Source organism: Lacinutrix iliipiscaria, from assembly GCF_042686125.1.
Lineage (GTDB): Bacteria > Bacteroidota > Bacteroidia > Flavobacteriales > Flavobacteriaceae > Oceanihabitans > Oceanihabitans iliipiscarium.
Window position 1 is genome coordinate 32,003 of sequence record NZ_JBHUOV010000002.1, and the last position, 24,530, is coordinate 56,532.

Annotated in this window: 19 protein-coding genes and 3 tRNA genes; 11 read left to right on the forward strand and 11 right to left on the reverse strand. The window is 32.0% G+C overall.

The genetic code is table 11. The annotated features are described in order from the left end of the window. Positions 1–33: 33 nt before the first annotated feature. Positions 34–1,086, reverse strand: coding sequence for a redoxin domain-containing protein (locus tag ACFS5M_RS07235; protein WP_183487394.1), 1,053 nt, complete (start codon positions 1,084–1,086; stop codon positions 34–36). 125 nt (positions 1,087–1,211) lie between these two features. Here ACFS5M_RS07235 and hutH point away from each other — a divergent pair, with 125 nt between their 5' ends. Next, the gene (hutH, locus tag ACFS5M_RS07240) at positions 1,212–2,735 is read left to right on the forward strand and encodes a histidine ammonia-lyase (protein ID WP_183487395.1); all 1,524 of its coding nucleotides are present in this window, start codon (positions 1,212–1,214) and stop codon (positions 2,733–2,735) included. 2 nt (positions 2,736–2,737) lie between these two features. Here hutH and ACFS5M_RS07245 read toward each other — a convergent pair whose 3' ends face one another. The 4 genes from ACFS5M_RS07245 to ACFS5M_RS07260 all read right to left on the reverse strand — a co-directional run bounded on the left by ACFS5M_RS07245 (position 2,738) and on the right by ACFS5M_RS07260 (position 6,535). Further along, positions 2,738–3,070, reverse strand: a complete 333-nt coding sequence (locus ACFS5M_RS07245) for a TraR/DksA family transcriptional regulator (protein WP_183487397.1) — start codon at positions 3,068–3,070, stop codon at positions 2,738–2,740. After that, positions 3,063–3,437 (reverse strand): hypothetical protein, encoded by a 375-nt coding sequence (locus ACFS5M_RS07250; RefSeq protein ID WP_183487399.1) that lies wholly within the window; start codon positions 3,435–3,437, stop codon positions 3,063–3,065. Before ACFS5M_RS07250 ends, ACFS5M_RS07245 begins: the two co-directional genes overlap by 8 nt. 72 nt (positions 3,438–3,509) lie before the next feature. After that, on the reverse strand, positions 3,510–3,908 hold the full coding sequence (locus tag ACFS5M_RS07255) for a hypothetical protein (RefSeq protein WP_379898406.1): 399 nt from the start codon (positions 3,906–3,908) through the stop codon (positions 3,510–3,512). Between the two features lie 86 nt (positions 3,909–3,994). Further along, on the reverse strand, positions 3,995–6,535 hold the full coding sequence (locus tag ACFS5M_RS07260) for an ATP-dependent Clp protease ATP-binding subunit (protein ID WP_183487401.1): 2,541 nt from the start codon (positions 6,533–6,535) through the stop codon (positions 3,995–3,997). A 262-nt stretch (positions 6,536–6,797) separates the two neighbouring features. Here ACFS5M_RS07260 and gyrA point away from each other — a divergent pair, with 262 nt between their 5' ends. Together gyrA and ACFS5M_RS07270 are read left to right on the forward strand one after the other, a co-directional pair. Then, entirely contained in the window at positions 6,798–9,350 is a 2,553-nt protein-coding gene (gene gyrA, locus ACFS5M_RS07265; RefSeq protein ID WP_183487403.1) for a DNA gyrase subunit A, read from the forward strand. Between the two features lie 27 nt (positions 9,351–9,377). Then, positions 9,378–10,631 (forward strand): tetratricopeptide repeat protein, encoded by a 1,254-nt coding sequence (locus ACFS5M_RS07270; RefSeq protein WP_183487405.1) that lies wholly within the window; start codon positions 9,378–9,380, stop codon positions 10,629–10,631. Positions 10,632–10,679: 48 nt separating this feature from the next. Here the strand turns inward: ACFS5M_RS07270 and ACFS5M_RS07275 are convergent, their stop codons facing one another. Together ACFS5M_RS07275 and ACFS5M_RS07280 are read right to left on the reverse strand one after the other, a co-directional pair. Further along, positions 10,680–11,429: a C40 family peptidase gene (locus ACFS5M_RS07275; protein ID WP_183487407.1), complete on the reverse strand. Its 750-nt coding sequence runs from the start codon at positions 11,427–11,429 to the stop codon at positions 10,680–10,682. Between the two features lie 6 nt (positions 11,430–11,435). Continuing rightward, entirely contained in the window at positions 11,436–12,614 is a 1,179-nt protein-coding gene (locus ACFS5M_RS07280) for an acetyl-CoA C-acyltransferase (protein WP_183487409.1), read from the reverse strand. Positions 12,615–12,741: 127 nt separating this feature from the next. Here ACFS5M_RS07280 and ACFS5M_RS07285 point away from each other — a divergent pair, with 127 nt between their 5' ends. The 4 genes from ACFS5M_RS07285 (at position 12,742) to ACFS5M_RS07300 (ending at position 15,148) form a co-directional block, all read left to right on the forward strand. Continuing rightward, entirely contained in the window at positions 12,742–14,790 is a 2,049-nt protein-coding gene (locus ACFS5M_RS07285) for an HD family phosphohydrolase (protein ID WP_183487411.1), read from the forward strand. A gap of 94 nt (positions 14,791–14,884) precedes the next feature. Further along, positions 14,885–14,971, forward strand: a tRNA-Ser gene (locus ACFS5M_RS07290). Between the two features lie 15 nt (positions 14,972–14,986). After that, positions 14,987–15,061 (forward strand) — tRNA-Pro (locus ACFS5M_RS07295). Positions 15,062–15,074: 13 nt separating this feature from the next. After that, positions 15,075–15,148, forward strand: a tRNA-Arg gene (locus tag ACFS5M_RS07300). 61 nt (positions 15,149–15,209) lie between these two features. Here ACFS5M_RS07300 and ACFS5M_RS07305 read toward each other — a convergent pair. Both ACFS5M_RS07305 and ACFS5M_RS07310 read right to left on the reverse strand, forming a co-directional pair. Continuing rightward, positions 15,210–16,331 carry a GTP cyclohydrolase gene (locus ACFS5M_RS07305; RefSeq protein ID WP_183487413.1) on the reverse strand — a complete coding sequence of 374 codons (1,122 nt, stop codon included), beginning with the start codon at positions 16,329–16,331 and terminating at the stop codon, positions 15,210–15,212. Positions 16,332–16,349: 18 nt separating this feature from the next. After that, entirely contained in the window at positions 16,350–17,348 is a 999-nt protein-coding gene (locus ACFS5M_RS07310; RefSeq protein ID WP_183487415.1) for a transporter, read from the reverse strand. Between the two features lie 121 nt (positions 17,349–17,469). Between ACFS5M_RS07310 and ACFS5M_RS07315 the strand changes: the two genes are divergently transcribed. From ACFS5M_RS07315 to ACFS5M_RS07330, 4 genes are read left to right on the forward strand one after another with little or no spacing between them, the layout of a single operon-like run. Continuing rightward, positions 17,470–17,715, forward strand: coding sequence for a DUF4834 family protein (locus ACFS5M_RS07315; RefSeq protein WP_183487417.1), 246 nt, complete (start codon positions 17,470–17,472; stop codon positions 17,713–17,715). Positions 17,716–17,745: 30 nt separating this feature from the next. Further along, positions 17,746–20,181 (forward strand): YfhO family protein, encoded by a 2,436-nt coding sequence (locus tag ACFS5M_RS07320; protein WP_183487419.1) that lies wholly within the window; start codon positions 17,746–17,748, stop codon positions 20,179–20,181. Then, positions 20,182–21,459: a glycosyltransferase family 4 protein gene (locus ACFS5M_RS07325; RefSeq protein WP_183487421.1), complete on the forward strand. Its 1,278-nt coding sequence runs from the start codon at positions 20,182–20,184 to the stop codon at positions 21,457–21,459. It begins immediately after the preceding gene. After that, positions 21,459–22,922 carry a lipopolysaccharide biosynthesis protein gene (locus ACFS5M_RS07330; RefSeq protein ID WP_183487423.1) on the forward strand — a complete coding sequence of 488 codons (1,464 nt, stop codon included), beginning with the start codon at positions 21,459–21,461 and terminating at the stop codon, positions 22,920–22,922. The genes ACFS5M_RS07325 and ACFS5M_RS07330 overlap by 1 nt, the downstream gene beginning before the upstream one ends. A gap of 72 nt (positions 22,923–22,994) precedes the next feature. On the opposite strand, the gene ACFS5M_RS07335 is transcribed toward ACFS5M_RS07330, so the two are convergent. Both ACFS5M_RS07335 and ACFS5M_RS07340 read right to left on the reverse strand, forming a co-directional pair. Then, complete coding sequence (locus ACFS5M_RS07335; protein ID WP_183487425.1) at positions 22,995–24,035, reverse strand: hypothetical protein; 1,041 nt, start codon at positions 24,033–24,035, stop codon at positions 22,995–22,997. Between the two features lie 113 nt (positions 24,036–24,148). Beyond that, positions 24,149–24,529: a RidA family protein gene (locus ACFS5M_RS07340; protein ID WP_183487427.1), complete on the reverse strand. Its 381-nt coding sequence runs from the start codon at positions 24,527–24,529 to the stop codon at positions 24,149–24,151. Between the last annotated feature and the right edge of the window lies 1 nt (position 24,530).

Below are 24,530 nucleotides of genomic sequence, written 5' to 3' on the forward strand. Positions count from 1 at the left end.
AAAAAAAGCCACTCTATTGAGTGGCTTTTTTTTTTAGATATTTAATGAATTAAATAGTTTTTTCAATTTTGGACTCGAAGGTCTTGGTGCATCTGGATTAATAATAATTCCATCAGGACCAATTAAGATAAAACGAGGAATACTATTAATTTTGTAACCTGTTATGAAATCAGATTGAAACGCATTATCTGCAAATAATTGTACACCTCCCATTTCTTTATCAGCAATCATTTTTTTCCAACCTTCATAAGCTAATTCTTGTGATTTGTTTTTATAACCTCTACCATTGTCTACAGAAATGCTTACAAATTCTATATTCTTATCATGATATTCTTTTTCAACTGCTTTTAAAGAAGGAATTTCGGCTTTACATGGTCCACACCAAGTTGCCCAAACATCTACATATACATATTTACCTTTTAAGTCGTTTAAGGAAGTATCTCCTCCGTTAAAGTTTTCATAGTTTTCAAATGTTGGTGAAGGTTGTCCAATTAAATCCGCAAACTTAGCTGCTCTAGCCTTATTTCTTTCTTCTTGTTTTGCATAATATTCTAAGTACTGGCTTTCAAACTGATTCAAACTTTCCATTTCACTGGCGTATAAAGTAGAGTCTATGTTTTTATTATTGTTTAAAAACTCACTTTTTTTAGCACTGATTTCAGAAATGGCAGCTTTAAAATCGGCTTCTTCAAAATCAAAAAGACTAGGAGGGAAAAGCGTTTCTTCCATTAAGGATTTTTTTGCTAAATAGTTGTTTGTTTCTGAGCCTAATCCTGCATACACAATAGTTTCATCAAACATTTTAGTGTCTAAAGTCATATTAAGATCGAATCCGTTTTGCAAATACAGGCTTGTGCTTTCACCACCATCATAAAAGCTATAGCGTCCGCTTTCAATTTTTAAAGTATCACTAAAAGTTCCATCTTCATTAACTTTAATAGTTTTAGAATAGGTTTTATTGCTAACAACAATAGAATCACTATTCTTATCTATTATAGTACCTGAAAAGGTCATATAATCTTTAGGTTCTTCCTTACATGCAATAAGCGTCGTTATGGCAGATAAAGTCATTATTAATTTTTTCATTTTATTTGTTTTAGTTTCTCAAAAATAATGCACAAAAGATTAATAATTTGCATTTTTTTAAATTATTAACAATTGTTGCATAAGTTGTTTTGAATTATGACTTTTGAAACACTATTATAAAAGCCATGAGTAAATATCACCAAATTTCATCTGAAGAATTAGACATTGTAACTATTTATAATATTTTTAAGGAAGGTAAAAAGTTAAAACTTTCTTCAGCAGCAATTCAAAACATTAAAAAGTGTAAAGCGTATTTAAATAGTAAGCTTGAAGCTGATGATAAGCCTTTTTATGGAATAAACACTGGGTTTGGCTCACTTTATAATGTTAAAATATCTAAACGTGATCTTACAAAACTTCAAGAAAACCTAGTCATGTCTCATGCTTGTGGAACTGGAGATCGTGTGCCAGAAAGTATTGTGAAAGTGATGTTGCTTTTAAAGATCCAATCTTTAAGTTATGGGCATAGTGGTGTACAATTAGATACTGTAAATCGATTAATTGATTTTTTTAATAACGATATTTTTCCTTTTGTATATACACAAGGCTCACTTGGTGCTTCTGGTGATTTAGCGCCATTAGCGCACTTGGCATTACCATTAATAGGAAAAGGGAAAGTCGTTCACAATAAAAGGGTTGTAAATGCGTCAACAATTTTAAAAACATTTAACTGGAAACCTATTAAATTAGAAGCCAAAGAAGGCTTAGCACTTTTAAATGGAACGCAATTTATGAGTGCTTATGGTGTGTACTTATTATTAATGTCGCATAAAACATCTTATTTAGCTGACTTAGTTGCAAGTATTTCATTAGATGCTTTTGATGGACGGATAGAACCTTTTCACGATTTAGTACATCAAGTTCGTCCTCATGCTGGACAAGTTAAAGTTGCGAAACGTTTTAATGAGTTTTTAAAAGGCAGCGAATTAATAACAAGAGAAAAGGCACATGTGCAAGATCCTTATTCTTTCCGATGTATACCGCAGGTGCATGGCGCCACTAAAGATACATTAGATTTTGTAGAGAAAACCATACTGACCGAAATTAATTCAGTAACCGATAACCCAAATATTTTTTCTGACGAAGACCTCATTATTTCTGGAGGAAATTTTCACGGACAACCATTAGCATTAGCACTAGACTACTTAAAGATAGCCATGGCAGAAATAGGCAATATCTCTGAACGTAGAACTTTTCAATTAGTTTCAGGCCTAAGAGATTTACCTCCTTTTTTAGTTAATAATCCAGGCTTAAATTCAGGGTTTATGATTCCGCAATATACTGCAGCTAGTATTGTAAGTGCTAATAAACAATTAGCAACTCCAGCGAGTGTAGATAGTATTGTGTCAAGTAATGGTCAAGAAGACCATGTAAGTATGGGCGCAAATGCTGCGACTCAAGCCTATACTTTAATTAGAAATGTTGAGCGTATAATTGCTATTGAATTGATGAATGCCTCACAAGCAATAGCATTTAGAAATCCGTTAAAGACTTCAGATTTTTTAGAATCTTTTTTAGCAGAATACAGAAAAGAAGTCTCTTTTGTAAAGAAGGATCGAGTTTTGCATAATGATATTGAAGCTTCTATTCAGTTTTTAAAAGACGTAGATATTGAAATAGAAGAGCTGTTTTTGAATAATTACAGTTAGACTTAACTCGCACAATTTACACAAAACCTGCTATGAGGCATGAGCATAATTCTTCCAATAGGAATAGTATTCTTGCATTTAGCACAAATACCAAATTCTGGTTCATGTAAGTTTGATAAAGTAATTTGAAGGTTTTTTAATTTTTGATTGGCTTTATGTAAAGCAGCGTCATTCACAGACTTATTATTTATAGCATCCATTCGAGATACTCGTCCAATAGCATTTTCAGGAGCAATAGGCTGAGTCAGTTCTTCAAGGTTATTAATAGAAATTTGAGTGTTTTCTATTTCTTGATGAATTAAGGCTTCAATGTTTTTTAATTCGGTTTTATTCATTTTTTTTGCTGAACGTATTTGCCCAAAATAGGGCATCTTCTAAATCGTTAAAAATCTCAAAAAAAGGTTGGTTATTTAATAAAGGTTTTTCGGAAATACTCTTTTTAATTAATGATTTATCGTTGCTAACGACTATAATTCCTAGTAAATTTTTATTCTTAGAGACAATCTTATAAACATGAGGTTCAACGGTATAATTATGTATTCTATGCGATATATAAATAAACGGATTTCCTTTAAAGTAGTTTACAATTTCTTTACTAATTAGTGCAGCCTTGCTTTCTGTTAAATGAATATTTTCATTAACAGTACTTATAATATAATTTTTAGTGAATTTTAAAACACAAAAGTCTAACTCTACAACCATAAAATTGAATGTGATAACTCTTAATTATAATAAAGAGCAAGTCTATTATATCAGGACATGCTTTATTATTTGTCAATTCGTTTTTTTCTTCAGTTGATGAAGTTTATATATTTTTTTTGCCCATAGAATAGCTTCATCAAGTTCTTCAAAAATTTCAAAAGGTTTATTAACAAACATTTTTTCAATAGAAGCATTTGTTATGGCCATTCCTTTTGTTGACACGACTGCAAATCCAATTAGATTTTTAATTTTCATCGTTTCTTTATAGATAGCAGTATCTACAGCATACGAATGTTTACGATGAGTGATATAAATAAAAGGTTTGTTTTTAAAATGGGATTTTGCAAAATCGATAAGCACTTGAGAGGTGTCTACAGAAACGGTTACACCTTCATGCATAACAGTTATCATGTAGTAATCATGCAAAGTTGCAATTCCTATACCTATATCAATGTCAATAGTTTGTCCCATTATCAGATAAATTCATAGGTAAGTTACGAATTAATTGATAATTTTATTTTAGTTGAAGTGTGTTTTTTAATTAAGAACTCTTAAAACTACGATTCATGAGTTTTTTTAGCTTTTTCAATTTTAATTTTTAATTCTTTAGTTTTGCTATCTAAATCCATAATAATTTTATCACCTTCAGCAATTTGTGAAGCAATAATTTCTTCAGCTAAAGTATCTTCAATATACTTTTGAATAGCACGTTTTAATGGTCTAGCACCATACTGTTTATCAAAGCCTTTATCTGCTATATAATTTTTAGCGGCTTTACTTAATTTTAAAGTGTAACCAAGGCTTTTAATTCTAAGAAGCAATTTCTCTAACTCAATATCAATAATTTTATTAATATCTTCTTTTTCTAAAGCGTTAAAGACAACAACATCATCAATTCTATTTAAAAACTCTGGAGCGAATGCTTTTTTTAGAGCATTTTCGATAACACCTCTAGCATTTGCATCTTCTTGTGCTTTTTGAGAAGCAGTTCCAAATCCAACTCCTGTACCAAAATCTTTTAATTTTCTAGAACCAATATTTGAGGTCATAATAATAATGGTATTTCTAAAATCAATTTTTCGTCCAAGGCTATCAGTTAAATAGCCATCATCCAACACTTGTAGCATCATATTAAACACATCTGGATGCGCTTTTTCAATTTCATCTAATAAAACTACAGCATAAGGTTTACGTCTCACTTTTTCAGTAAGTTGTCCGCCTTCTTCATAACCTACATAACCAGGAGGTGCGCCCACAAGTCTTGAGATAGCAAATTTCTCCATGTATTCGCTCATATCAATTCTAATTAAAGAATCTTCACTATCAAATAATTGTGTTGCTAATACTTTCGCTAATTGAGTTTTACCTACACCTGTTTGTCCCAAAAATATAAATGACCCAATTGGTTTATTAGGATCTTTAAGTCCAGCACGATTGCGTTGTATGGCTTTTACAACCTTAGCAACAGCTTCATCTTGTCCTATTACTTTTCCTTTAATAAGTTCTGGTAATTGCGCTAGTTTGTTACTTTCGGTTTGAGCGATTCTATTAACTGGAACACCAGTCATCATAGATACCACATCAGCGACATTATCTTCAGTAACCGTTTCGCGATGTAATTTAGTTTCAGCTTCCCATTTTTCTTGAGCTTCAGCAAGTTCTTTCTCTAGACGTTTTTCATCATCTCTTAGCTTGGCCGCTTCTTCATATTTTTGCTTCTTTACAACAGAAGATTTAGTGGCTTTTACATCTTCTAGTTGTTTTTCTAGTTCTAAAATTTGTTTAGGAACATCAATGTTTGTGATGTGCACACGAGAACCTGCTTCATCTAAGGCGTCAATAGCTTTGTCTGGTAAGAAGCGTTCAGTCATGTATCTATTGGTCAGCTTTACGCAAGCTTCAATAGCCTCGTCGGTGTACTCAACATTGTGATGGTCTTCATATTTAGCTTTAATATTGTTCAGAATCTCAATGGTTTCTTCAACAGAAGTTGGTTCAATAATGACCTTTTGAAAACGACGCTCTAAAGCTCCATCCTTTTCGATATACTGTCTGTATTCATCAAGAGTTGTTGCTCCAACACATTGAATTTCACCACGTGCTAACGCAGGTTTAAACATATTTGAAGCATCTAAACTTCCTGTAGCACCACCAGCGCCAACAATTGTATGTATTTCATCAATAAAAAGAATAATATCATCATTCTTTTCAAGTTCATTCATAACCGCTTTCATACGTTCTTCAAACTGTCCTCTATACTTTGTTCCTGCAACCAAGCTTGCTAGATCGAGAGTAACAACGCGTTTATTAAAAAGAATACGCGATACTTTCTTACTAACAATTCTATTCGCTAATCCTTCAGCAATAGCAGATTTACCAACACCTGGCTCACCAATAAGTAAAGGGTTGTTTTTCTTTCTTCGACTTAATACTTGCGAAACACGCTCAATTTCTTTTTCACGTCCTACTACAGGGTCTAGTTTTCCTTCTTCAGCCATAGCTGTAAGGTCACGTCCAAAGTTATCTAAAACAGGTGTTTTAGATTTTTTATTGGATTTTCCAGTAGGAGAATTAAAAATATCTTTTGAAGCATCTTCGGCAGCAGCATCATCGTCTTGAAATTCAGCTTTTGGTTCTATATAATTATCGTCGTTAGTGATCATAAATTTGAATTGTTCTTTAACATTATCATAATCCACTTTAAGTTTATTTAAAAGCTTAGTTGTAGGATCATTTTCATTTCTTAAAATACACAACAATAAATGTGCTGTGTTTATGGAATTACTTTGAAATAGTTTTGCCTCTAAAAAAGTAGTTTTTAGAGCACGTTCGGCTTGTCTTGTTAAGTGTAAATTTTTCTTCTCGTTAGACGCAACTGCCAAATTAGGATTTGCAGGACTTAAAATTTCTACTTTTCGTCTTAAGTGATTTAAATCAATTTCTAGAGCATTAAGAATGTTAATAGCCTTTCCGTTTCCATCACGCAATAAACCAAGCATTAAGTGTTCAGTACCAATAAAATCGTGGCCTAAGCGCAATGCTTCCTCTTTGCTAAATGCAATTACATCTTTTACTCTTGGTGAAAAATTATCATCCATAAATTAATCCTTTCTACTTTAAAAATACTAAAATCATATAACTAAAAACAAAAACTATACCTTAAATTATATGTTATATGCTAATAGACGAAAAAATCTTTATAAAATCAAAATAATTAACAGCTTACTTATTAACTAAAAAAGAACCTAAAATTGTTAATAAAAAGTCGCAAAAAAACCAATTGAATGTCTTACTATGACTAATGAAAGTTTTATATTAGCGTGTTTTGAAAATAAGCGAATAATTTAATATATTTTATATATGGCAGAAGGAGAAAAACTCATTCCTATTAACATTGAAGATGAAATGAAATCGGCTTACATTGACTACTCAATGTCAGTCATTGTGTCACGTGCATTACCAGACGTAAGAGATGGATTAAAACCTGTACATAGACGTGTGCTTTATGGCATGCATGAATTGGGTGTTAGAGCAAATAGTGCACATAAGAAATCGGCAAGAATAGTTGGTGAAGTTTTAGGTAAGTATCATCCACATGGAGATACTTCTGTATATGATGCAATGGTACGTATGGCTCAAGAATGGAGTTTGCGATATATGCTAGTAGATGGTCAAGGAAATTTTGGATCTGTTGATGGCGATAGTCCTGCAGCAATGCGTTATACTGAAGCACGTATGCGCAAAATATCTGAGGATATGCTTGCAGATATTGATAAAGAAACTGTAGATCATAAGTTAAATTTTGACGATACTCTTGAAGAACCAACCGTTTTACCAACACGTATTCCAGGGCTTTTAGTGAATGGAGCTTCTGGTATTGCAGTTGGTATGGCTACAAATATGCCACCTCATAATTTAACCGAAGTGGTTAATGGTACAATTGCTTATATCGATAATCATGATATTGAAATTGATGAGTTAATGACTCATATTAAAGCACCAGATTTTCCAACTGGAGGAACCATTTATGGCTATGATGGTGTGAAAGAAGCATTTCAAACTGGACGTGGACGTATCGTGATGCGTGGTAAAGCTAATATCGAAGAAGTTCAAGGACGAGAGTGCATCATTGTTACAGAAATTCCTTACCAAATTAATAAAGCAGACATGATTAAAAAGACTGCTGATTTGGTAAACGATAAAAAACTGGAAGGCATTTCGACCATTAGAGACGAGTCAGATAGAAATGGAATGCGTATTGTTTATGTACTCAAACGTGATGCAATTCCTAATATCGTCTTAAATAAATTGTATAAGTATACTGCTTTACAGTCGTCTTTTAGTGTAAATAATATTGCACTAGTTAACGGAAGACCACAATTACTGAATCTAAAAGAACTCATACATTACTTTGTTGAACATAGACATGAAGTAGTTGTAAGACGAACAACTTACGAATTACGAAAAGCTGAAGAAAGAGCTCACATTCTTGAAGGTTTAATTATTGCGTCAGACAATATTGATGAAGTTATTAAAATTATTAGAGCATCATCAAATGCCGATGAAGCAAGATCGAATTTAATTGAACGTTTCAAACTTTCTGAAATACAAGCCAAAGCTATTGTCGAAATGCGTCTGCGCCAGTTAACTGGATTAGAACAAGACAAATTGCGATCTGAGTATGAAGAGATCATGAAAACGATTGAAGACCTTAAAGATATTCTAGACAAGAAAGAACGTAGAATGAATATCATTAAAGAAGAACTTGAGGTTGTTAGAGATAAATATGGTGATGAACGTCGTTCATCAATAGAATATGCTGGAGGTGATTTAAGTATTGAAGATATGATTCCTAATGAAAAAGTAGTGATTACTATTTCTCATGCAGGATATATTAAGCGTACCTCACTTACAGAATATAAAACACAAAATAGAGGTGGTGTAGGTCAAAAAGCATCTACAACTAGAAATGAAGATTTCCTAGAGCACTTATTTGTAGGTACAAATCACCAATACATGTTGTTCTTTACCCAAAAAGGGAAATGTTTCTGGATGCGAGTTTATGAAATCCCAGAAGGAAGTAAAACGTCTAAAGGTAGAGCCATTCAAAATCTTATAAATATTGAGCAAGATGATAAAGTGAAAGCTTTTATATGTACTCAAGATTTAAAAGACGAGGATTATATTAATAGTCATTATGTCATTATGGCAACTAAAAAAGGCCAAGTTAAAAAGACGTCATTAGAACAATATTCTCGTCCAAGAACTAATGGAATTAATGCCATTACAATCAAAGATGATGACATTTTATTAGAGGCAAAACTAACCACAGGAGAAAGTCAAGTCATGCTTGCCTTAAAATCTGGTAAAGCTATTCGTTTCGAAGAAGCTAAAACGAGACCAATGGGAAGAAATGCTTCAGGTGTTCGTGGCATTAGATTGCAAAATGAAAAGACTGACGAGGTTGTAGGAATGATTGCTGTTGATGATATGGAAAGTAATATTCTTGTAGTTTCAGAAAATGGATATGGTAAACGCTCTAGCTTAGAAGACTACAGAATTACCAATAGAGGAGGAAAAGGAGTTAAAACTATTTCTATAACAGAAAAAACAGGAAGTTTAGTTGCAATTAAGAATGTTACAGATGCCGACGATCTTATGATTATTAACAAATCAGGTATTGCCATAAGAATGGCTGTTAAAGATTTGCGCGTGATGGGAAGAGCTACACAAGGTGTTAAATTAATTAACCTAAAAGGAAGTGATTCAATTGCAGCAGTTGCTAAAGTGATGCACGATGAAGATGAAGTTGAATTAGATGAAGATGGAAATGTTATAGTTGCTGAAGGTACTGAAAACAGTACACAAAATGAAGATGGCACAACTCTTGATATGAACCAAGAGGAAGAATAAAAAATAACTAATTTAATAAATTTAAAAATGAAAAAACATGTCATTTTAGCTTTAGCACTAGGCTTCAGTATATTTAGTTTTGCGCAAAAGAAAGAGCTTAAAACTGCTGAAAAAGCGATAAAAAACAATAATTTTTCTGAAGCAAAATCAATTTTAAATCAAGTAGAATCTATGCTTTCTAGTATGGATGAAAAATCAAAAGATAAGTTTCACTACTTAAAAGGTCAAGCATTATATGCTAATGGAGCTGGAACAGATGCCGACTTAAATATGGCGATTGATAACTTAAATATGGTTAATAGTTCATATAAAGTCGAAGTTCAAGAAGTAAAGCAAAACATGATTAATTCGATTATTACAGAATCTAATAGTCACTATCAATCTAGTCAATATTCTGAAGCTGTAAAAGGTTTTGAGAAATTATATAAGCTTATCCCAACAGATACAACCTATCTTTATTATGCAGCAGCAAGTGCAGTAAACGGCAAGGATTATGATACAGCTTTAAAGCATTATAATAATTTAAATGAGATAGGATATACAGGTGTTGAAAAAGAATATTTTGCGACCAATCAAGCTACAGGTGAAGAGGAAGTGTTATCTTCAAAAGATGAAAGAGATAACTATGTAAAGATAGGAGCTTATAATAATCCAGGTGAGCGTCAAACCGAATCTAAAAAAGGTGAGATTATAAAAAATATTGCCTTTATTTATGTAAGCCAAGGCAAAACAACTGAAGCTTTAGCCGCCATCAAAGAAGCTCGAAAAAATGAGCCAAATGATGTTAGTTTAATTTTAACTGAAGCGAATTTATATCATGAAACAGGAGATTTAGATTCTTATAAAAACTTGATAGAAGAAGCTATAAAATTAGATCCAAATAATTTAGATTTAGTTTTTAATTTGGGCGTTATATCATCTGATAATAACGATATAGAAAAAGCTAGAGAATATTACCAAAAAGTAATCGACTTAGATCCTACTTATATTAATGCGCAAACAAATATGGCTGCATTAATTTTAGGTGAAGAACAGAATATCATAGAAGAGATGAATAGCTTAGGAACTTCATCTGCAGATAATAAGCGTTATGACGAGTTAAAAGCTAAACGTGTAAACATCTATAATGAGGCAGTACCATATTTAGAAGCTGTATTAAAAATAGATCCTAAAAGTATTGATGTTGCTAGAACTCTAATGAATATTTATAGTGCAGTTGATAATACCGCAAAATTTGATGAAATGAAAGCGTTGGTTGATGCCTTGTCAGGAGGAAATTAAGCGATATACTTATACATTAAAAAGCCACTTTTTAAAAAGTGGCTTTTTTTATATTATTTTTTTTATAACTCTTAGTTTATGAGTATGAATGCTTTTTTCTGCATTATAAATACCTGAGTGATCTAATCTATCAATTCTTACTTTTCCATGCGCATGAATGATATAATTATCTTTCATGATGATACCAACATGAATAATTTGCCCTTCACTATTATCAAAAAAAGCCAAATCACCAGGCTCGCTTTCTTCAATAAAACTAAGCGCTTCTCCTTGTGTCGATTGCTGTGAAGCATCACGTAATAATTTATAACCATTAAGTTTATAAACCATTTGGGTAAACCCTGAACAATCAATCCCTAAAGGAGTTTTTCCTCCCCAAAGATAAGGTGCATTTAAATACAAAAAGGCCGTATCAATGATAGCCGCTTTAGGCTTAATAGAACTTATTGTATGGCCATCATGAGTATGATTTAAAATAGACAATCCATTTAATGAAGATCCTAATGTAATAGGGTAGAGTTGTTTGTTTTGGTCTTGAACAAATTCAATTAAATCACTTGAAAGGATTGGTTTTTCTTGGTGAAGCGATTTGTAGTCCTCTTGAGTGATTTCAACATATTGTTTATTATCAATCCACCCTTCATACTTATCAAATGCTAAACGAATTTTGCTCCATGATTTACGTTGTTCAAGTACTTTAAAATAATCACCATATAAAACTTGCGAAACGAGTTCGGTTTTATCAGAAGGTTCAAATCGTAAAGGAACAATGCTTAAGTTACAAATTCCGTATTGCATGTAATTTTAGTTTCGTTCAATAACAATTGCTGAAGCGCCACCACCACCATTACAGATTGCAGCAGCTCCAATTTTTGCGTTATTCTGTTCTAAAACATTTAATAAGGTAATTATAATTCTAACTCCAGAACATCCTAAAGGATGACCTAATGATACAGCACCTCCATTGACATTCACATTGCTATCAGTTAATCCTAGAATTTTCATATTAGCTAAACCAACAACAGAGAAGGCTTCATTGAACTCAAAAAAATCAACATCATTAATCGAGATTCCAGCTTTATCTAAAGCTTTAGGCAGTGCTTTCGCAGGAGCAGTAGTAAACCATTTCGGTTCTTGTGCTGCATCTGCATAACTTTTTATAGTCGCAAGGGGTTTTAAACCAAGTTCATTAGCTTTTTCTCTACTCATTAATACCATCGCACCAGCACCATCATTTATTGTAGAAGCATTAGCTGCAGTTACTGTTCCATCAGGTGTAAAAGCAGGACGTAAAGCAGGAATTTTATCCATCTTTACATTTGTATATTCTTGATCTTTATTAACAATAATTGGTTCTCCACGTCTTTGAGGAACTTCAACAGGAACAACTTCATTGTCAAATTTACCTGCATCCCAAGCTGCGGATGAACGTTTATAAGACTGAATCGCATATGCATCTTGATCTTCTCTAGTGAATTCATACTCTGTAGCGCAAGCATCTGCACACACTCCCATTGCATTTTGGTCATATGCATCTACTAATCCATCACGCTGCATTCCATCTTCCATTTTTGCTGGACCAAATTTAGTTCCAGTTCTAGCGTGGTAATAATGCGGAATTAGACTCATATTCTCCATTCCTCCTGCAACAACAATTTCATGGTCGCCTAAAGCAATAGATTGCGCAGCTTGCATGACTGTCTTCATTCCAGATGCACAAACTTTATTAATAGTAGTACAAGGTACAGTATCTGGTATTCCAGCATAAATTGCTGCTTGTCTTGCTGGTGCTTGGCCAGTTCCTGCCTGAACAACATTTCCCATTAAAACTTCTTGAACCATTTCTGGTTTTAAATTAATTTTATCTAAAGCTCCTTTTATTGCAATTGCACCTAATTTTGGAGCAGGTATTGTTGATAAAGCACCTAAAAAACTACCTATAGGTGTTCTGGCTGCTGATACTATTACGACCTCTTTACTCATTATTGAATGTGTTTAATTTTAATTCTGCAAAAATAATCATTTTTTGGCATAAATGAATATGATTAACATTTTATAAATATTTATAAAGCGTATATTTTATGTATTTTTGAAATACGATATTCTTTATATGAAAGACTTTATAAACACCTTATATAAAAATCATGCTCTAATATATAAGGTTTTACTTTTTATTTGTGCAACTATACTTATTGTATATTTATTTCCAAAGCAAGGAAAATTTAAATATAACTTTGAGCAGGGAAAGCCTTGGCAGTCAGAAAATCTATATGCACCTTTTGATTTTGCAATTAAAAAAACGACTGAAGAAGTTGATGCCGAAAAGCAAACCATTGAAAATCAATCAAACTTATATTTTAGCTTAAATACGTCTGTAGTTAATAACGTTAGAATAAATTATAAAGCTACTTTTAATGAAGTGTTTTCTGATTCTATTCCAGATGAAACGTTTAGTCGTTTATTTAAAACTGGGGAACTCATTATTGATAAATTGTACAACAATGGTGTTTTAAATGAAAATTATACATTTTCTAATGATAAAAAATGCATCATATTAGATGGACAAACAACGGTTAAACAAGCTCAGTTTATAGATCTAGTACAGCAAAAAGATTTATCTAGTATAATAAATTCTATCTTAACAGAGAATAACCATATTGATTATCAAACGGAGTTTCTAGCTTTATTTTTTGATGTTGTTGAGCCGAGTTTAACCTTTAACAAGTCGCTTACAGATAAAGCTCTGCAGGAAGATTTAAATAAAATTGCATATACTCGAGGAAGTATAGAAAAAGAAACTTTAATTATATCAAAAGGCGAAGTTGTTGAAGGTGAAAAATATCAAACTCTAGAATCTTTAAAAAATGAATATAAATCTCAAGTCTGGAGTGCATCAAATTATAATTGGATTGTATTTGCGCATACCTTATTAGTGGCATTAGCATTGCTGATGTTGCTTCTGTTTTTAAGAAAATATAGAATCGAAGTGTTTGAAAATAACACTAAAGTGACTTTTATTTTTTTCAATATTATTTTAATGGTTCTTATTACAACACTAGTAATTAGCTATAATTCACAATATATATATGTTATCCCAATTTGTATTTTGCCCTTAGTTTTAAAAGCTTTTTTTGATGCTCGATTAGGTATGTTTACGCATGTTATTACGGTGTTATTATTAGGTTCAATAGTTCCAAATAGTTATGAATATATGTTCCTTCAAATTATCGCAGGAATAGTGACTATTCTTACAGTTTCTGAACTTTATAAACGTGCAAACTTATTCGTTTCTGTCGGACAAATTACACTTATTTATATTATTGCTTATTTCGCTTTTTTTGTGATACATGAAGGTAGTTTTGATGCTTTAGAATGGGAAACTTTTGGACTCTTTATTTTATGTGGTCTAGCTACTTTATTTGTACAACCACTTATATATGCCTATGAGAAACTATTTGGTCTAGTTTCTGATGTTTCTTTATTAGAACTATCTGATACAAATTCTAAGCTATTAAAAGAGTTATCTAACAAAGCACCTGGAACTTTTCATCATTCTTTAAATGTGGCAAATTTAGCTGAAGCTTCTGCAAATGAAATAGGAGCAAATGCAATGCTAGTTAGAGTAGGGGCTTTATATCATGATATTGGTAAAATGAAAAATCCAACATTTTTTACTGAAAATCAATCCACAGGAATTAATCCTCATGATGAATTATCATCAATTGAAAGTGCTAAAGTAATTATTGATCATGTTATAAATGGAATAGAAATAGCCAGAAAGAATAATCTTCCAGATCGTATAGTAGATTTTATTCGTACACATCATGGTACAAGTGTGGTCTATTATTTCTATAAAAAAGAAAAAGCTTTAAATGACGATATTGATATCGAAGATTTTAGATATCCTGGTCCAAAACCTTTTAGTAAAGAAACGGCAATATTAATGATGTGTGATAGTGTTGAGGCTGCTTCAAAAAGTTTAAAAGAACCAACTTCTTCAAAGATTGATGCTTTTGTTGAAAACATTATAAATAAGCAAATGGAGAATGAACAATTTTTAAATGCTAATATTACATTTAAAGAAATTCAATCCATAAAAAAAGTGCTAAAACACAAGCTTGCAAATATTTATCATTTGCGCATTGAATATCCAGAGTAATTATTTTGAAAAAATAAAATAAAATAGTTGCGTTGTTAAAGATGATGCGTTACATTTGCAACCGCAATTTTATTGCAAAAGTTCATAATAAAATGGAGAGGTGCCAGAGTGGTCGATCGGGGCTCCCTGCTAAGGAGTTGTACCTTTACGGGTATCGAGGGTTCGAATCCCTTCCTCTCTGCTTTTTATGAAACTTCGGGGTGTAGCGTAGCCCGGTTATCGCGCCGCGTTTGGGACGCGGAGGTCGCAGGTTCGAATCCTGCCACCCCGACTATAAGAGTTAAGGGCTCTTAGCTCAGCTGGATAGAGCACCTCCCTTCTAAGGAGGCGGTCGAAGGTTCGAATCCTTCAGGGCTCACAAAAAGCTTCACTAATTATAGTGAGGCTTTTTTGTTTTTAGTTATAATGCAATAAAATTTTTATTGAAGTTCTTTTCTAAACGTTTTTCTACGCTTAATAATTTTAGGATTGAAGTGCTTCCAAATTTGTTGAATAGCCATATTATCAGCTAACTCTGGTGTTCTAATACAGTTTTCTATTCCCTTTTCAGAAAATGTCTTATAATATTCATTAAATATAACTGCTGTTATTCCTTTATTTTGATATTCTGGATCAATACCAATTAAATAAAACATAACGTCTTTACTTTCTTTTTTCGCTTTTAATAATTTTAAAAAACCAAACGGAAATAACTTTCCTTTTACATCTTGAAGAACTTTAGAAAATGAAGGCATTACAATAGCAAACGCAATCATGTTATCATCTTTATCAACAACAAATTTGATGTATTCAGGGTTTATAAAATTGATAAATTTCTTTTTGAAGTATTCTTTTTGAATGTCTGTTATTTCTACAAAAGAAGATAATGAAGCATACGTTTTATTAAACAAATCAAACATGGTGTCTGCATAAGGCATGACTTCTCCTGTATGCTTAAAATTTATAGCTTTTACTTGATATCTTTTTTTTATTAAAGCATTAGCCTTAATAAATGAATCTGGATTTATATTGTTAAATGAAAATTGGCTTTCTATATATTCTTTTTCTGGACGATAACCATGTGCTTCAAAATGGTTGACATAGTAAGGATGATTATACCATGTTATCATAGTACCTATATAGTCATACCCATCGGTTAAAACGCCAACTTTATCTAAGTTTGAAAAGCCTACTGGACCTTCGATATATTCTAATTCATGAGCTTTACCTATTTCTGCTACCTTATCTAAAAGCGCCTTAGAAACGTCTAAATCATCAATAAAATCAAACCAACCAAAACGCATTTTTTTTTGATTCTGCTTTTTAACTTCTAGCCAGTTAATTATAGCTGCAACACGACCAACAATTTCTTCTCCTTTATAAGCGATAAAGAAGAAGGCATCAGCATCATTAAAAACAGGGTTCTCTTTTTGATCAAAAGTTTTAAGCTCTTGAGTGATAATAGGTGGTACCCAATATTTTGAATTTTCATAAAGCTTAAATGGAAACTTCACAAAAGCTTTAAATTCTTTCTTTGTATGAATTTGTTTTACAGTAATCATACAGTTAGTAACTCGGTTTTAATCATCAAAATCTTGCTCTTGTTTTTCTCGGTTGTTTTTTTGTGATTTTCTTGACTTTTTATCGCCTTTATCTTTTTTGTCCTTTTTCTTTTTTCCATCATTACCATCAAAGCCATTATCTATTTCTTTGTCTTCATGAAAATCTAATCGATATGAAGCTCCAAAAGTCACACCAAAAACTGAAGGTGTATCTTTAGTATTAAGTGTTAATGCTGTATCTAACTGAAAATTTCGACTCCATAAATATGCACCACCAAAACGTATTAGATTATCGGCATAAAAATCACTACTAATCCCATGAGCTTCACCAAATACAACCCATTCAGAGTTTATTGATTTTGTTAATGTTAGAATATATTGAAAGTCGGATTGGTCTGTCCCAATTCTATCTTTTATAAAGTTCATAACATAAACCCAACCACCTACAAAATTATTTTGCGTTGCCACCATTATTTTTGGACTAAAGCCTTCTACACCATAAGCCGTAAATGGGTTGTCTTTTGTGTCATAATTACCTCCTACATACACAGAAACCGCAGGAATAAGAGATTTCCATTTAAATTTATGATTGGCATTCCAACTGTATAAATTTGGTTTTTCTTCTTCAGACTTTTTATAAGGATCATACACTAAATACTTGGCTCCAATGGTCAACGTTTTAAAATTGCTAAACTGGTCTTCATTAGAAACTGTATTTGTAAATGTTCTTTTTGTAGATTGAAAAGTACCTTCGACATTAAGTTCTAATTCTTCCCAAAGCAAACCATATCTAGCTGTAAAATCAATCCCGAAGCTTTTATCTTCGCGTTCTAAACGAGAATGGTTTTCATTCAGCATATAAGGACCAGCTTCAAACTGTATGACATTAGTTCCAACAGAAAATGCACTTCTTGAGACACCAGGTCTATTAGAATTTATTACATCTGTGTACTGAGAAAAGCTTGTCAATGAAATAGAAAAAACTAGAATTAGTAAATAGAATTTTAAAGACTTCATATTTATGGGGTTTGTTAGACTTCAAATATATATATTTTATATTTTTTTTAAGTATTTATAACATAAATTAAGGCATAAGAATTGTATTTTTGTCTTACTTTTTTAAAAGAAGAATGGATTTATGAAAATTATCTTAATTATTGCATTAATTTATTTTGGTGTAAAAATACTATCTAGGTTATTTGCTCCAGTACTACTAAAGTATGTTTCAAAAAAAGCAGAACAACGTTTCGGACAACAGTTTGGCGGTTTTCAAAAGCCTGAGCCACCAAAAAAAGATGGCGAAATTACCATAGACAAAATTCCAAATAGTAAATCATCAAATAAAAATGTAGGTGAATATGTAGATTACGAAGAAATTGATTAATTTTCAAACTTATTGTTATAAATTATTTTCATGCCGTTTTATATAAAAAAAGTAATTCCTCACATTCTTGTTCTATTAGGTTTTATTATACTTTCTCTTGCTTATTTTAGTCCTGTATTAAAAGGGAAACAAATCTATCAAAGTGATATCAAACAGTATATTGGAATGTCTAAACAACAGTCCGATTTCAAAGCAGATACTGGGGAAGAAACGTATTGGACAAATAGCGCCTTTGGTGGAATGCCCACCTATCAACTTGGCGCAAAATATCCTCACAATTACATTAAAAAGCTAGATTCGGCTTTACGCTTTTTACCACGACCTGCAGATTACCTGTTCTTATATTTTATCGGGTTTTATATCCTCTTATTGGTTCTAAAAGTAGATTTTAAACTCGCTGCTCTTGGTGCATTAGCCTTTGGGTTTTCAACCTATCTCATCATAATCCTTGGCGTTGGTCATAATAGTAAAGCTCATGCAATTGCCTATATGCCTTTAGTTTTAAGTGGAATTATACTCACTTTTAAGAAGAAATATATCGCTGGGTTTTTACTCACTGCAGTTGCAATGGCTTTAGAGATTTGTGCGAATCATTTTCAAATGACCTACTACTTACTACTATTGGTCATAGTTTTAGGAATCACATATCTAATTGACGCTTACAAAAAACAATTACTTCCTCATTTTTTTAAATCTGTAGGAATCTTAATACTTGCCGTTATATTAGCAGTTGGATTAAATGCTACTAATATTTTAGCAACTCAAGAGTATGCTAAAGAGAGCACACGTGGCAAAAGTGAATTAACTATACTTCCAGATGGCTCGCCAAAGGAAGCCTCTTCTGGATTGAGTAAAGCATATATTACTGAATATAGCTATGGTATTTTAGAAACTTTTAATTTATATATACCGAGGTTTTTGGGTGGTGGAAATAACGAGGATGTTGGTAAACATTCTGCATCTTACGACTTTTTTACAAGTCAAGGTGTTCCGCCATTACAAGCTAAAGAATATGTTAAACAAACACCAACATATTGGGGTGACCAACCCATTGTTGAAGCTCCAGCTTATGTTGGAGCTGTTGTTTTATTTTTATTTGTATTTGCTTTGTTTTTAGTAAAAGGCCGCTTAAAATGGTGGCTCGTTGGTGGCACATTGTTTTCATTATTATTGTCTTATGGAAAAAATCTAGGCTTCTTGACAGATTTTTTTATCGATTATGTACCTTTATATAATAAGTTTAGAGCTGTGTCTTCGATTCAGGTTATTTTAGAATTGTGCATTCCTGTTTTAGCCATTTTTGGTTTATCGCGTTTGTTTAACAATTTTGAACAAGATGAAGAAAAATTAAAAGGCTTAAAATATACTCTTGGGATTACTGCTGGAATAGCTATTTTCTTTTTGATTTTCAAAAACTCATTAGGTGTTATTGGTGTTGATTTTGCAGGTGTAAATGATGGTTATTTTAAGCAAAATTACGGACAACAATTTATGGATGCGCTTCGTGATGACAGAAAAATGTTGTTCACTCAAGATACATTTAGAACACTTCTGCTAGTATTGCTTTCTGCAGGAACACTGTTTATGTTTTTAAGAAAAAAGCTTTCAGAAACCTTGGTGATTGTGATTTTTGGCGCATTAATTATTTTTGATTTAGTGTCTGTTGATAGACGCTATGTTAATAATGACAATTTTGTTTCGGCTTTACAAGTCAATAAACCCTACCAAGCTAACGAAGCTGATGTTGAAATACTAAAAGACACCACACATTTTAGAGTGTTTGATATTGTTGATGGCACAACACGAGCATCTTATTTTCATAATGCTTTAAGTGGATATCATGCTGCTAAGTTGAAGCGTTACGATGAATTATTCGACTTTCATATCGCGAGAAATAATATGAATGTATTAAATATGCTTAATACAAAGTATATTATTGCTGAAGAGAATGGCAAAATATTCCCTTTTGAAAATACTGATGCTAATGGTAATGCTTGGTTTGTTGAAAAGCTAAATGTGGCGCAATCGGCAAATGAAGAAATAAAAGCTTTAGATAGCTTAAATACTAAAAAGGAAGCTGTATTAATTGCTAATAGACAGAATGTAGAAAACATAAAAGCAAAAAAAGAATTTAAAATTGATTCGTTAGCTTCAATAAAATTAACAGAATACAAGCCTAATTATTTAAAATACCAATCCAATAACTCTAATGATAGCTTTGCTGTGTTTTCTGAAATTTATTACGGACAAGGTTGGCAAGCTTATATTGATGGTAAAGCAACACCTCATTTAAGAGTTAATTATGTGCTAAGAGGAATGCCTATTCCATCTGGTTCACATACCATAGAGTTTAAATTTGAACCTAAAGTCATACAAACAGGAAGTTCTATTGCTTTAGCAAGTTCTATTGTATTGGTTTTGCTACTGCTTGGAGGCTTGTTTTATAGCTTTAAGAAACAAGAATAAGTGTCAAAGAAAGTACTTATTATAACCTATTATTGGCCTCCTGCTGGAGGTCCAGGCGTACAGCGTTGGTTAAAGTTTGTAAAATATTTACCTACTTTAAACATTGAACCTGTTGTTTACATACCTTCAAATCCTAATTATCCAATTGTTGATGAAAGTTTACTTGCTGAAGTTTCTAATCAACTAACCCTACTTAAACAGCCCATTCGTGAGCCTTATAAATTAGCGAACTTCTTATCTAAAAAGAAGACTAAAGCCATAAGCAAAGGACTAATTCCAGAAAAGAAAAAGCAATCTATTGCTGAAAAGTTGATGCTTTATATTCGCGGGAATTTTTTTATTCCTGATTCTCGAAAAAGCTGGGTTAAGCCCTCTGTGAGCTATTTGTCGACCTACATTTCAGATTTTAATATTAATACTGTTATTACGACTGGTCCTCCTCATAGCTTACATTTAATAGGCATGCAATTGAAAGAACGGTTAGGAGTGAAGTGGCTTGCCGATTTTAGAGACCCTTGGACGACCATTGGCTATCATAAAGAATTACGCCTTACTGAAATATCAAAACAAAAACATTTAAATTTTGAACGACAAGTACTTCAAACAGCCGATCATATTATAGTGACCAGTGAGGTGACTAAAGTCGAATTTAAAGAGAAAACGAATCAACCTATTACTGTCATTACCAATGGCTATGACCTTGAAAAGACTGGAGGAGTGGCTTTAGATGAAAAATTCACCTTGGCACATATTGGTTCTTTATTATCTCAACGTAATCCAAAAATATTATGGAAAGTCCTTCAGGAATTAGTCACAGAAAATGAAACCTTTGCAAATTGTTTTCAACTAAAACTAGTAGGTTCAGTCAGCAATGAAATATTAAAAACCATTCAAGATTATAGTTTAACTAACTATGTTGATAACCTAGGATATCTTTCACATAATGAATCTATTAGACATCAAAAAGCATCTCAAGTATTGCTGTTAATTGAAATTAATTCTGAAGATACCAAATGTATTATTCCTGGTAAATTATTTGAGTATATGGTTTCTAACAGACCAATAATAGCTATAGGACCAAAAGGCTCAGATGTAGAAACTATTATTTCAGAAACAAATACAGGCAACTATTTCACTTACAATGATGCAATAAATTTAAAAAGTGTAATTTTAAAGCACTTTAAGGCGTTTCAAGAAAATACATTGCAATCTCATCCTATTGGATTACAAAAATACAGTAGGAAAGCATTAACTAAAAAACTCACCGAAATAATATAATGGGAATTGTTGCAACACAATCTATTAAAAACACCATTGTTACTTATTTAGGCTTTGGTATTGGAGCCATTAATACCTTATTTTTATATACCGAGTTCTTATCTGCTGATTATTTTGGATTAGTTGTTTTTGTGCTTTCAACTGCGAACTTAATGATGCCTCTATTAATGTTTGGTGTTAATAATAGTTTAATCAAATTTTATTCATCCTATAAGACTAAAAAACTACAAAGTAATTTTTTAAGTTTTATGCTGTTTTTGCCATTATTGATTATTATTCCATTAGGTTTAATAGGAAGTCTGTTTTATGAAACAATTGCGACTTGGCTTTCAAAAGAAAACTATATTATAAAGGACTATACTTGGCTTATTTACGTTTTATCAGCAGTTCTTGCTTATTTTGAAATCTTTTTTTCCTGGAGTAAAGTCCATTTTAAATCAGTATTTGGAAATTTCATGCGAGAAGCTTTTCATAGAATCTTTACAATGATTTTATTACTGGCTGTTTACTTAAAAAAGCTTACAGTTGAAGAGTTTATTTATGCAATTGTTATTGTATACATAGTGAGAACCTTTATTATGATGTTTTATGCCTTTAGTATTCGTTTTCCTAAGTTAAATTTTAATCGATCGTTTAATTATTCAACCGTTTTAAAATATAGTTTTCTAATTATTATTGCTGGATCTGTTTCTATGGTATTATTAGATTTAGATAAGTTTATGCTTGGCGAATTAATAAAAATAGAAAATATAGCCTATTATAGTGTTGCCATTTTTATTGCTACTGTTATTGCAGTTCCAGCTAGAGCAATGCATCAAATAGTAAACCCATTAACAGCTTCTTTTTTAAATAACAAGCAGTATTCAGACTTGAAAAGTCTTTATAAAAAAAGCTCCATTAATCTTTTTATTATTGGAGGATTTATCTTTGTGCTAATTATAGTGAATATCAATCAATTATATGAACTGCTTAAGCCAGAATACAGCCAAGGTTTATATATTGTTTTTATTATTTCTGTTGTGAAATTAATAGATAATCTTTTAGGAAATAACAACGCCATTATTTTTAATTCTAATTATTATAGAATCATTCTAACCTTCGGTTTTTGTATTGTGTTATTAGCTATAATTTTAAATTTAATTTTGATTCCTAAATATGGAATTGAAGGTGCTGCAATAGCAAGTCTTATTGCATTTCTTATCTATGACAGCTTAAAACTATGGTATGTGAATTTAAAATTTAAAATGCATCCTTTTTCACAAAAAACTTTGCAGACACTGGTGCTTATCATTATTCTTTGTTTTGGATTCTATTTTTGGGAATTTCCATTTCATCCAATAATAAATATTGCGATTAAAAGTATTCTTGCCAGCCTGTTATATGCTTTTGTGGTACACAAGTTTTGCCTTTCTGAAGACATTAGCTCGATACTAAATAAAATTTTTAAATTAAAGTCTGAATAGTTGGTAAAAGAAAAACCTGCAACGTTGGTTTGAGGCAAACCTGCTGCAGGATTTTCAGATAGCTAACTAATATTATCTTCGTTTTCTAGATGTTGAAGCTGTTCGCTTATTGCTAGAACTTGTTTTTCTTGATGCATGAGATACTTTAGATCGAGATGCACTTTTTTGAACTCTAGATTTCGATGGTGTTCTAGATGGACTAGTCACTCTTGGCTTAGATTGCGTTTTTGGTCTAGTACTGACTCTAGGTTTTACAGTATTGTTTGTCGTTCTTGGTTTTGTAGAAACACTAGATCTTGGGTTACTTGTTGTCACTCGAGGTCTTGGAGTGCTTTGCGTATTTGTTCTTGGTGAAGCAGTTGCATTACCACGTCTTGGACCCACAGAATTTGCATTTACAGTACTTCTAGGTCTATCATTTCCTCTTGTTGCCAATTCACTTCGTCTCGTTATTGTATTACCGCGTCTACTTGCCACAGCAGTTGTACGTCTATGATTATTCACAAAAGGTCTTGTGTATTGATATCTAACAGGTCTATAATGTTGTCTGTATGGTCTGTTAAAAACAACACAGTGATTAAAGCTTGGAATCCTAAAGTAGGTGTGCCAAGGTCTGAAGACATAAAACCTATTATGAATATTAATAAAACCTGAACAATGTGAAAAACGATTGTATCTATTATAGTGCACATATAATCCACCAACCTGATGAACATATCCAAAACCATTATAGTTTATCAATACATTACCAACTTGACTCACACGTCCATAATAATCGTAAAATACAGGCACATGTTCTATTTGAACAATTGCACCAAATTCATCATACTGCACATACGCATTATAATCATAGCCAGAGTTAAAACTAATGCTTGCATTTGGTGTATTTACTGATACATTAATACTCGGCCCATAATTTGGCATATAAAAATCAAACTGACCATCTGGAAATATTGAAAACTCAATATTTTGTTCTACAAAAATGAAAGAATTACCATAACCTCTCACTGATGATGAATTAATTGAATTAGTCTCGATGTGGTTGGTTGCGGTTGCGTTTGCTGTAAATCCTATAAAAAGGATGCTTGTAAATAGTGCTATTAGCTGTTTCATAATTGTAAGTTTTAAAATTGAACTTACTTCTAGAAATACAAGCATCGTGCCAAAAACTGTTAAGCTTTTGTAAGGCGTTAATAATTAAGTGTTTAAGTGATTTTGCGAGGCGATTACTTTACTGCAATCATACTGATCTCAACATTGACGAATTTTGGCAAGTTGGCAACTTCAACAGTTTCTCTAGCAGGAGCAGAGTCGTCATTAAAATACTGCGCGTAAACTTCGTTGATTTGTGAAAAATTGTGCATATCACTAATAAAAATAGAGGTCTTTATCACATTTTCAAAAGTCATATCTGCTGCATGAAGTACAGCCTTCATATTTTCCATGACCTGTTTAGTTTCGGTTTTAATATCATCTAAAACCAAGTCACCTGTTTCAGGATGAATTGCAATTTGTCCAGAGGTATATAAAGTATTACCGCTTAAAACAGCTTGATTATAAGGTCCAATTGGAGCAGGCGCATGAGGTGTCGTAATAATTTTTTTCATT

Excerpts from the sequence above, each read along its gene's own strand:
- ACFS5M_RS07235 (WP_183487394.1), bottom strand. The coding sequence starts at position 1,086 with ATGAAAAAATTAATAATGACTTTATCTGCCATAACGACGCTTATTGCA.
- hutH (WP_183487395.1), top strand. The coding sequence starts at position 1,212 with ATGAGTAAATATCACCAAATTTCATCTGAAGAATTAGACATTGTAACT.
- ACFS5M_RS07245 (WP_183487397.1), bottom strand. The coding sequence starts at position 3,070 with ATGAATAAAACCGAATTAAAAAACATTGAAGCCTTAATTCATCAAGAA.
- ACFS5M_RS07250 (WP_183487399.1), bottom strand. The coding sequence starts at position 3,437 with ATGGTTGTAGAGTTAGACTTTTGTGTTTTAAAATTCACTAAAAATTAT.
- ACFS5M_RS07255 (WP_379898406.1), bottom strand. The coding sequence starts at position 3,908 with ATGGGACAAACTATTGACATTGATATAGGTATAGGAATTGCAACTTTG.
- ACFS5M_RS07260 (WP_183487401.1), bottom strand. The coding sequence starts at position 6,535 with ATGGATGATAATTTTTCACCAAGAGTAAAAGATGTAATTGCATTTAGC.
- gyrA (WP_183487403.1), top strand. The coding sequence starts at position 6,798 with ATGGCAGAAGGAGAAAAACTCATTCCTATTAACATTGAAGATGAAATG.
- ACFS5M_RS07270 (WP_183487405.1), top strand. The coding sequence starts at position 9,378 with ATGAAAAAACATGTCATTTTAGCTTTAGCACTAGGCTTCAGTATATTT.
- ACFS5M_RS07275 (WP_183487407.1), bottom strand. The coding sequence starts at position 11,429 with ATGCAATACGGAATTTGTAACTTAAGCATTGTTCCTTTACGATTTGAA.
- ACFS5M_RS07280 (WP_183487409.1), bottom strand. The coding sequence starts at position 12,614 with ATGAGTAAAGAGGTCGTAATAGTATCAGCAGCCAGAACACCTATAGGT.
- ACFS5M_RS07285 (WP_183487411.1), top strand. The coding sequence starts at position 12,742 with ATGAAAGACTTTATAAACACCTTATATAAAAATCATGCTCTAATATAT.
- ACFS5M_RS07305 (WP_183487413.1), bottom strand. The coding sequence starts at position 16,331 with ATGATTACTGTAAAACAAATTCATACAAAGAAAGAATTTAAAGCTTTT.
- ACFS5M_RS07310 (WP_183487415.1), bottom strand. The coding sequence starts at position 17,348 with ATGAAGTCTTTAAAATTCTATTTACTAATTCTAGTTTTTTCTATTTCA.
- ACFS5M_RS07315 (WP_183487417.1), top strand. The coding sequence starts at position 17,470 with ATGAAAATTATCTTAATTATTGCATTAATTTATTTTGGTGTAAAAATA.
- ACFS5M_RS07320 (WP_183487419.1), top strand. The coding sequence starts at position 17,746 with ATGCCGTTTTATATAAAAAAAGTAATTCCTCACATTCTTGTTCTATTA.
- ACFS5M_RS07330 (WP_183487423.1), top strand. The coding sequence starts at position 21,459 with ATGGGAATTGTTGCAACACAATCTATTAAAAACACCATTGTTACTTAT.
- ACFS5M_RS07335 (WP_183487425.1), bottom strand. The coding sequence starts at position 24,035 with ATGAAACAGCTAATAGCACTATTTACAAGCATCCTTTTTATAGGATTT.
- ACFS5M_RS07340 (WP_183487427.1), bottom strand. The coding sequence starts at position 24,529 with ATGAAAAAAATTATTACGACACCTCATGCGCCTGCTCCAATTGGACCT.